Source organism: Luteimonas aestuarii, from assembly GCF_004357985.1.
GTDB classification, from domain to species: Bacteria; Pseudomonadota; Gammaproteobacteria; order Xanthomonadales; family Xanthomonadaceae; genus Luteimonas; species Luteimonas aestuarii.
The window spans coordinates 40,243-48,434 of the sequence record NZ_SMTF01000022.1 but is presented as its reverse complement, the minus strand read 5'-3'; the positions used below and the strand labels follow the sequence as shown (position 1 = coordinate 48,434).

Sequence of the window (8,192 nt, the reverse complement as noted above, 5' to 3'; positions counted from 1 at the left end):
AGCACCAACGCCGACTTCCGACGTGCCGTCCAACGCTTAATCTCTTCTTCCATTACCGCGCTCATCTGTGCCTCCTTGGAAAGGTTACACCTGAGCAGGAAATCACTGGGTCATTACACCTCGATGCATCGCATCGAACCATGACGCGAACGTCATCGCGAGTGGGCGTGCGTCGTGCGATGCCGGGGCCGTGGCGGGTCGAGACCCGTCCTACGCCGGGCGCCTGGAGCTTCCTCGCAATGGGTGTCGCGACGCAGGCGACCTTCGAACGCCTGCTGTCGCTTGCTCCTCGCGGGGAAGGGTCAGAGTTCGACGCTGTCGGCAGGAACGCCCGGTGCGGTGGCTGCGCCCCCGGTCACGTCGCGCCACAGGTGGTACATCACGCCGAACGACACCACCACCAGCGCCAGCACGATGGCGATATACAGCGGCACGGCCAGGAGGATGGCGATCCATCCGCCCAGCAGCTTCGCCAGCAGGCCGATCACCAGTGCCACCAGCAGCAGGCCGAGGAAGGCCACGACGGCCGCGGCAATGCCCAGCAGCACCAGCACCAGCAGCGGCAGCACGTTGCGGAACGTGCCGGAGAAACCGTCGGCCAGCGCGCCGCCGACACTGCGGCCGCCCAGCGCAAGCTGGCCCAGCCCGATCGCCTGCACCGCGTAGACCAGCAGCGCAAGCAGGGTCACCAGCAGCATCACCATGCCGGCGCCGTCAGGCAGTGCCATCGTTGCCGGATCCGGCGCTTGGCCCGCCGCCTGCATCTGCATCACTTCCATGTACCACGCGGCCAGGCCGGGCGAGAACAGGGTGACGAAACCGGCCAGCACCGCGTTCTGCAGCACCGCGAGCACCAGCACCAGCGCGAACGCGCGCAACGACGTCTGCATGTCGGAAAAGCCGGAGAAGGCATCGAGCGGCGACGCCGCGCGACCGCTTTCCACGGCATGCACCAGCCGCAGGTAGCCCACCATCAGGCAGGCGGCCACCAGCAGCAGCGGCAGCGTCACCAGCAGGCTGAGGGCCATCGATGCCGCACCGGCGGCGGGCATCACCACCGCGAACAGGCCCATCAGCAGGGTGAGCGCGACGGCCGCGGCCATGATCGCCACGATGAACAGCGCCGCGCCGCCGAAGATGGCGCGCGGATTGCCGGCGCCCAGGTTGATCGCACGCTTGATCCAGTCGAGGCCGGCGCCCGGGCCCAATCCACGAGTCGTCATTGCAGGTCCTGTCATTGACGCGTGGCCCCCGCCACGCAAGCCGTCATGCTACTGCATGGGGGCCGGGCGCGGCTGCCGCAGGGCAAGCGCGGCGAAGCGGCGCAGCACGCGGCGGGCCCACGGCGCGGCGCCCACCGCGGCCGCCAGCGTGCGCGGACAAGTACCCTCGCGCGCCAGCGCATCGGCCCGCGCGCGGATGTAGCCGCGCATGTGGGTGGTGCCGAATTCGGGATGGAACTGCACGCCCCAGGCGGATTCACGCCAACGGAAGGCGTGGTGCCGGTCATGGCCGTTGCCGGCCAGGAGTACGGCTTCGTCCGGCAGGCGCAGCACGCTCTGCAGGTGGGTGGCCTGGGCGGCGAACGTGCGTGGCAGGCCTGCGAACAGCGGATCGTCGCCTGCCTGCGGGGAGGTCTCCACCATGACCGTCCCCATCTCGCGGCCTGCCGGGTGGTCGCCCACTTCGCCGCCCAGGGCATGCGCGATCAGCTGGTGGCCGTAGCAGATGCCGAACAGCGGGACGCCCGCGTGCGCGGCATCACGCAGCCATGCGGCGCAGCGTTCGCTCCAGTCGAGTCGATGCGACACCATCGCGCCGGACCCGGTGACGATGATGCCGGCGAAACCATCCGCGTCCGGGAGCGTTTGCCCGGCTTCGACATCGACCACGTGCGCGTCATCCCGGCGAAGGCCCGCGGCGACGCGGATCCAGTGCGGGAAGCCGCCGTGTCGGCGCATCGATGGCACGGGCTGGCCGGTTTCGATGATGAGGATGGGCTGGGGTGCGGGTGGCATGGGCGGATGTGCGCTCTGGGCACTAGAGCATAAGGTTGGGAGGGACTCTGGAATCAAGAGCTTTCGCCCGAAACGGGCGAGTTCTTTTCTTTTTTCTGCCTAGAAAGACACGAACCAAAGAAAAAGGGCCTTCCCCGACGAAGCTAACGATTGAGCGGAGAGTGCGACGGGATTTTCCGACTCGCCATCCTGGCTCGGTCGGAAAACGCCGTACATCCATGTGCGGCGCCCTACGGGTCTGGAGTGTGTTGTCTCGGTTCACCAATGAACCAAACGCCAGACCTCAGTGCCTTTGTCGCAGAACATTTTTTGGCAGAGCAAGCCCAGGTCCCCACTTGACCAGCCTTGAAGCCGTTGAAGATCGCTTTGCCCGGATGACGAACATTTGGCTCTTGATCTACTTCCGGTCGCTATTCTGCAAGCAGACCCGGAGGGCGGCCGGCATGGATGCCGGCCGTTTTTCGACCAGGACAGGGATGTCCTGTCGAAAAATCCCGTCGAGCCCAGCCTGAAACGTTAGCTCCGTCGGGGAAAGGCATTTCTTTGGTGACTTTCTTTGTGCCAACAAAGAAAGTTACCCGCCCGTTCCGGGCGGAATGCCCTCAGCCCTTAAGTCAATGCGTCCACGCGCAAGCTGGTACACACGCGAAGAAAGCTGCTTCAAGGCAGAACACATGCAACATCGGATTTGCAGGTTCGAATGCCGTCCCTGCACCAGAAGCACAGCTCACTCCTGCGGCGGCAGCACCGTCATCACCTCTTCCACCGTCGTCAGCCCCTGCGCCACCTTCTCCGCGCCGGCGCGGCGTAAGGTGCGCAGGCCGTCGCCCACGGCGACGCGGGTAAAACCGGCGAGGTCCATGTCCGGGCGGATCAACGCACGCAACCGCGGCGTCACCGGCATCAGTTCGTACAGGCCGACGCGGCCGAAGTAGCCGGTGTTCCGGCATTCCAGGCAACCGACCGGGCCATGCGCGCCGGCCGGCGGCGGCGCATCCTGGCCGGGCAGCAGCGCGGCCCAGGCCTCGGGTTCCACGGCGCGCGGCACCTTGCAGTGCGGACACAGGGTGCGCACCAGCCGCTGCGCGAGGATGCCGTTGAGCGTGGACGCGATGAGGTAGTGCGGCAGGCCCAGGTCGAGCAGGCGGGTGATCGCCGAGGGCGCATCGTTGGTATGCAGGGTCGACAGCACCAGGTGGCCGGTCAGCGAGGCCTGCACCGCCATCTGCGCGGTGTCGAGGTCGCGGATCTCGCCGATCATGATGATGTCCGGGTCCTGCCGCAGCAGGGTGCGCACGCCCTGCGCAAAGCCCAGGTCGATCTGGTGGTGCACCTGCATCTGGTTGAGCTCGGGCGCGATCATCTCGATCGGGTCCTCGACCGTGCACACGTTCACGTCCGCAGTCGCCAGCCGCTTGAGCGTGGAGTACAGCGTGGTGGTCTTGCCCGAGCCGGTGGGGCCGGTGACCAGCACGATGCCGTGCGGACGCCCGGTCAACTCCATCCATGTCGCCGCTTCGCCGGCATCGAACCCCAGTTGTTCGATCGGCTTGAACGCGGTGTCGGGGTCGAAGATGCGCATCACGCACTTCTCGCCGAACGCGGTGGGCATGGTCGACAGGCGCATCTCCACTTCGCGACCGCCGGGCGAACGCGTCTTGATGCGGCCGTCCTGCGGGCGGCGGCGCTCGGCCAGGTCCATCCGGCCCAGCACCTTGATGCGGCTGACCACGGCGGTCATCACCGGTGGCGGCATCTCGAACACCTTGTGCAGCACGCCGTCGATGCGGAAGCGCACGCGGCCGGCGTCGCGGCGCGGTTCGAGGTGGATGTCGGACGCGCGCTGCTCGTAGGCGTACTGCAGCAGCCAGTCGACGATGTTGACGATGTGGTGGTCGTCGGCGGTGACGTCGCCGGCGCGGCCCAGTTCCACCAGCTGCTCGAACGTGGGCGCATGCGAAGAGGTGTCGCCGCCATCCTGCGCGCCGCGCACCGAGCGCGTCACGCCGTAGAACTCCATCGTGTAGCGATGCAGGTCCAGCGGGTTCGACACCACCAGATCCACGTCGCGCCGCAGCAGGCGCTGCACGTCGCCCAGCCAGTCGGTGGCCATGGGCTCGCTGGTGGCGATGCGCGCGCGGTCGGACGTGACGTCGACGGGCAGGATGCGGTGGCGGCGCGCATAGGCGTGCGACACCAGGTCGGTGACCTCGGCCACCTTGATCTTCGTCGGGTCGATGCGCAGGTAGGCGTGGCCGCTGGCGCGTGCCAGCCACTCGGTCAGCGTTTCCAGCCCCAGTTCGGTGCCGGGCGTGCGCGCCGAGGGCAGCTTGAGGTTGGCGATGAGCACCAGTGGATGCACCGCTTCGAGGCTGCGTACCTGCGCGCTGCCCTTGCGTGCGCGCCCGGCGTCGTCGTCGGACAGCAGGCCGTCGGCGACCAGTGCCGCCAGCACCGGCTCCAGCGCCAGCCGCCCGGTGGGCAGGGCGGCGCTGCGGAGGTGGGCGTGCGCGTGGGGATGGTCCAAGGCGGGCTCGTGGCTCCGGGCGGAGCGCGATGGGCTCGCCGCTATACTAGCGCGCCGCCGAAAACCGCCTTTCGTGATGACCGGACCGACCTTCCAGGACCTGATCCAGCGCCTCAACACCTATTGGGCCGCGCAGGGCTGCGTGCTGATCCAGCCGCTGGACCTCGAGGTGGGCGCCGGCACCTTCCACCCCGCCACCTTCCTGCGCGCGCTGGGGCCGGAGCCGTGGAACGCGGCCTACGTGCAGCCCTCGCGCCGGCCCACCGATGGCCGCTACGGCGAGAACCCGAACCGGCTGCAGCATTACTACCAGTACCAGGTGGTGATGAAGCCCAACCCGGACAACATCGTCGAGCTGTATTTCGATTCGCTCAAGGCGCTGGGTATCGACCCGACCGTGCACGACCTGCGCCTGGTCGAGGACAACTGGGAGTCGCCCACGCTCGGCGCCTGGGGCCTGGGCTGGGAAGTGTGGTTGAACGGCATGGAAGTCACCCAGTTCACCTATTTCCAGCAGGCCGGCGGGCTGGAGTGCCGACCGGTGCTGGGCGAGATCACCTACGGGCTCGAACGCCTGTGCATGTACCTGCAGAACTGCGACAACGTCTACGACCTCGTCTGGACCGTCGGGCCGCAGGGCGTGGTGACCTATGGCGACGTGTTCCTGCAGAACGAACGCGAGCAGAGCGCGTACAACTTCGAACACGCCGACGTGGCCGAGCTGTTCCACCGCTTCGACGCCTGCGAGGCGGAGGCGGTGAAGCTGGTCGAGGCCGGCCTGCCGCTGCCCGCCTACGACCAGGTGTGCAAGGCCAGCCACAGCTTCAACCTGCTGGATGCGCGCCGCGCGATCAGCGTCACCGAACGCCAGCGCTACATCCTGCGCGTGCGCAAGCTGGCGCAGGCGGTGGCGCAGGCGTACCACGAACAGCGCGAGAAGCTGGGCTTCCCGGGTTTGAAGCACACGGAAAAGGCGGCCTGATGTCCTTCCCCCGCCTGCGGGGGAAGGTGCCCGAAGGGCGGAGGGGGGCGCGCGACGTCCCGTGCCCCCACCCCAGCCCTCCCCCGCAAGCGGGGGAGGGGGCGAAAAGAATGAAGAGTCCGGAATGAGCGAACAACGTCCCCTCCTGATCGAACTCGGCACCGAGGAACTTCCGGTCAAGGCCCTGCCCGGCCTGGCGCAGGCGTTCTTCGATGGCGTGCTGGCGGCGCTGGACAAGCGCGGGGTTGCGGTGGAGCGCGGCGACGCCAAGCCGCTGCATACGCCGCGCCGCGTTGCGGTGCTGCTGCCGGGGGTGGCGGTCGAGCAGCCGGAGCAGGCGTCGGAAGTGCTGGGTCCGTATCTCAACATCGCACTTGATGGCGACGGCCAGCCGACGCGCGCCTTGCAGGGCTTCGCGGCGAAGGCCGGCGTCGACTGGACGCAGCTCGGCAGGACCGCCGATGCCAAGGGCGAACGCTTCGTGCACCGCGCGGTGACGCCGGGCGCGACCACCGCCGCGCTGTTGCCGGAGATCGTGCGCGAGGCCATCGCCGGCATGCCGATCCCCAAGCCGATGCGCTGGGGCGACCACGACCATGCCTTCGCGCGCCCGGTGCTGTGGCTGGTGATGCTGTTGGGCAAGGACGTGGTGGACGGCGAGGTGTTCGGCGTGAAGTCAGACCGCTTCAGCCGCGGCCACCGCTTCCTGCACGACAAGCAGGTGTGGATCTCGTCGCCGGACGATTACATCGATGCACTGCGCGGCGCGAAGGTGCTGGTGGATGCCGACGAGCGCCGCCGCCGCATCGTCGATGAAGTCAATGCCGCGGCGAAGGCCGTGGGCGGCACTGCGCGCATCGAGGCCGACAACCTGGAGCAGGTGGTCTGCCTCAACGAGTGGCCGAAGGCGGTGTCGTGCACGTTCGAGGAAGAGTTCCTCGCCGTGCCGCAGGAAGCGCTGGTGGCGACCATGGAGGCGAACCAGAAGTTCTTCCCGGTGCTGGACGACGGCGGCCGGCTGACAGCGCGCTTCATCGGCATCGCCAACGTCGAGCCGAAGGACGACAGCGAGATCCGCAAGGGCTACGAGCGCGTGATCCGCCCGCGCTTCGCCGACGCGAAGTTCTTCTTCGTCGAGGACATGAAGCAGGGGCTGGCGTCGATGAACGACGGCCTGGCGTCGGTGACCTACCAGGCCAAGCTGGGCACGGTGGCCGACAAGGTGCAGCGCGTCGCCGCGCTGGCCGAAGCCATCGCGCCGCAGGTGGGCGTGGACGCCGCACTGGCGAAACGCGCCGCGCTGCTGTCGAAGGCCGACCTGCAGTCGCGGCTGGTGGGCGAGTTCCCGGAACTGCAGGGCATCGCCGGCCGGCACTATGCGATGCAGGACGCGTCGCTGGCCGACCTGTCGCGCGACGACCGCGCCGCCATCGCCAATGCCATCGACGAAAGCTGGCAGCCGCGCTTCGCCGGCGACGACATCGCGCTGTCGCCGCTGGGCAAGGTGCTGGCGATCGCCGAACGCCTGGACACGCTGGCCGGCGGGTTTGCGGCAGGCCTCAAGCCGACCGGCAACAAGGATGCGTTCGCGCTGCGGCGCAATGCGTTGGGCTTGGCGCGGACGATTATCGAGAGTGGGTTCGAATTTGATATCCAAAGCCTTCTTGCGCTTGCAATCATGCAATCTGCGTTGGGAGTAGCCTCGACGGCCCCCAGCGATCCCGGGAAACGCGAAAAGCATTTCGCGAATACCGGGATCCGCATGGCAGAAGCCGATGCGCTGGACGGCAGTTGGGTAATGACAAAGTTGCGTGAACATTCTGGGGCGCAAGGACAGTCATTGGACGAGTTCAGCGTCTCTCCCCTTGTTGTCGAGCTACAGGACTTCATCCTCGACCGCCTCCGCGGCTACTACGCCGACAAGGGCGTGCCAGGCGCGCACTTCAACGCCGTCGCCGAGCTGAAGCCGAAATCGCTCTACGACTTCGACCGCCGCATCGACGCCATCGGCATCTTCGCGCAGTTGCCCGAGGCCGAGGCGCTGGCCGCCGCCAACAAGCGCATCAACAACATCCTCAAGAAGGCCGAAGGCGCGGCTTCAAGAGAGGAGATTCCGGCCATCGAGGACAAGGACCTGCTGCGCGAACCGGCCGAATCCGCCCTCGCCGAAGCGGTGGAAGCGGTCTATGCCGAGACCGGGCAAGCGCTGGCCAAGGGCGACTACGTCGATGCGCTGGCGCACCTCGCCCGCCTGCGGCCGCAGGTGGATGCCTTCTTCGACAGCGTGATGGTCAACGTGGAAGAAGACAACCTGCGCCGTAATCGCCTGGCCCTGCTCAAGCGGCTCGCCGACCGGCTGGGCAGCGTGGCCGCCATCGAGCACCTGTCCACCTGATCCATCGCGTGGGGCGCACAGCCCCGTCGCCACCATGACCGCGCAGGCGGGCACCGATGGGCGTTGCCGTCGACCTGCAGCAGGGTGCCGCTTCGATGGCGGACGGCGATGGCCTGCGCACGGCATGCCGTCGTGGCATCCAGGAATCTGGATGCGCAAGCAGAACGTCCATGGGTCCTCGGCCTCCGGCCCGTGCGTGCAGCGCTTGGGCATTCGGACGGGTGCGAGCCAAGCGCTCGCAAGCAACCCCTCCTCACCCCGCGTGCGCGG

5 protein-coding genes are annotated in these 8,192 nt (G+C 67.7%); 2 read left to right on the top strand and 3 right to left on the bottom strand.

The window, feature by feature from the left end; all coding sequences use genetic code 11:
- Nucleotides 1-302: 302 nt before the first annotated feature.
- The 3 genes from E2F46_RS16720 to E2F46_RS16710 form a co-directional block, all read right to left on the bottom strand.
- The gene (locus E2F46_RS16720; protein WP_133323725.1) at nt 303-1,223 is read right to left on the bottom strand and encodes a hypothetical protein; all 921 of its coding nucleotides are present in this window, start codon (nt 1,221-1,223) and stop codon (nt 303-305) included.
- Nucleotides 1,224-1,271: 48 nt separating this feature from the next.
- Nucleotides 1,272-2,018: a glutamine amidotransferase gene (locus E2F46_RS16715; protein WP_133323724.1), complete on the bottom strand. Its 747-nt coding sequence runs from the start codon at nt 2,016-2,018 to the stop codon at nt 1,272-1,274.
- A 727-nt stretch (nt 2,019-2,745) separates the two neighbouring features.
- A complete protein-coding gene (locus tag E2F46_RS16710) occupies nt 2,746-4,545 on the bottom strand; it encodes a GspE/PulE family protein (protein WP_133323723.1) in 1,800 nt (599 codons plus the stop codon).
- A gap of 76 nt (nt 4,546-4,621) precedes the next feature.
- Between E2F46_RS16710 and glyQ the strand changes: the two genes are divergently transcribed.
- Both glyQ and glyS read left to right on the top strand, forming a co-directional pair.
- Entirely contained in the window at nt 4,622-5,527 is a 906-nt protein-coding gene (glyQ, locus tag E2F46_RS16705) for a glycine--tRNA ligase subunit alpha (protein ID WP_133323722.1), read from the top strand.
- Nucleotides 5,528-5,651: 124 nt separating this feature from the next.
- On the top strand, nt 5,652-7,922 hold the full coding sequence (gene glyS / locus E2F46_RS16700; protein ID WP_133323721.1) for a glycine--tRNA ligase subunit beta: 2,271 nt from the start codon (nt 5,652-5,654) through the stop codon (nt 7,920-7,922).
- The last annotated feature ends 270 nt before the right edge of the window (nt 7,923-8,192 follow it).

Bases quoted from the DNA above. Each gene is read 5' to 3' on its own strand.
- E2F46_RS16720 (WP_133323725.1), bottom strand. From the start codon at position 1,223: ATGACGACTCGTGGATTGGGCCCGGGCGCCGGCCTCGACTGGATCAAG.
- E2F46_RS16715 (WP_133323724.1), bottom strand. From the start codon at position 2,018: ATGCCACCCGCACCCCAGCCCATCCTCATCATCGAAACCGGCCAGCCC.
- glyQ (WP_133323722.1), top strand. From the start codon at position 4,622: ATGACCGGACCGACCTTCCAGGACCTGATCCAGCGCCTCAACACCTAT.
- glyS (WP_133323721.1), top strand. From the start codon at position 5,652: ATGAGCGAACAACGTCCCCTCCTGATCGAACTCGGCACCGAGGAACTT.